The 1,022-nt window shown below is 65.2% G+C and carries 1 protein-coding gene; it reads right to left on the reverse strand.

The features are described from left to right. Positions 1-13: 13 nt before the first annotated feature. Positions 14-1,022, reverse strand: a 1,009-nt coding sequence (locus AC1DU6_RS32615) for a M3 family metallopeptidase (protein ID WP_477862397.1), incomplete at its 5' end; no start/stop codon positions are given.

Genomic DNA, 1,022 nt, shown 5'->3' on the forward strand with positions numbered 1-1,022 from the left:
GCCCAGGCTCCCTTTACTTCTTCAGATAGTCGAAAAACGCCTGCGAATTGGACTCGCGGCCGAGGAAGTCCTTGACCAGCTCGGGCGCCGGCTTCTGCGCGCCCTGGCCCAGCACCAGGTCGCGGTAGCGCTTGCCGACTTCGGGGCTCAGCTTGTCGGCCGTAAACGCCGTGCGCAGGTCCATGGCGACCACCAGGCTCCACAAATAGCCGTAGTACCCGGCGCCATAGCTGCCGGCGATATGGGCAAAGCCGGCCGGGAACATCGTGCCCTGCACGTGGCCCAGCGGCGTGGCGCCTTCCATCTTGGCCCACAGCGGCATGGGTTCGGGCTTGGCTTGCTGGTGCAGCGTGATGTCGTAGCTGGCATACAGATGCTGGCGGCCGAACTGGCCACCCTTGCCGTAGTGCTTGGCGGCCTCGGCCTGGTCCACCATCGCGTCCGGCACGGGCTTGCAGGTCGGGCAGACCTCCTGCATCAGCTTCAGCACCTTCTTGTCATAGACCCAGTCCTCCAGCATCTGCGACGGCGCCTCGACGAAGTCATGCATGACGCTGGTGCCCGCAGTAGCCGCATAGCGCGTGTTGGACAGGTTCACATGCACCGCATGGCCCAGCTCGTGCAGCAGGGTCTCGACCTCGTCCAGCGTCAGGCCGTTGCGGTCGAAGTTGACGACGAGCGCCGCCACCGGCGTGCGGCCAATGCGCGTCGCGCTGCCGCGCAGCGGCCAGACGGCCGCGTGGTTGTACTTGCCGTCGCGCGGGTAGAGGTCGACGTAGAGCTGCGCGATGGGCTTGCCCGAAGCGGCGTCGCTGACGACATAGGTCTGGGCCTCGTCCTGCCAGAGCTTGTTGTCGATGCGCTGGTACTTCACGCCCATCAATTTCTCGATGATGTGCATCGAGAACTCCAGGCTGGCCTGGGGCGGGAAGTAGGGGCGGAAGGCGTTCTGATCGACGCTGAACTTCTGCAGCTTGACGCGCTCGCTGTAGAAGGTGGCGTCCCAGCGCTCGACCTTGGTC

It is taken from the genome of Roseateles sp. P5_B10, from assembly GCF_056400485.1.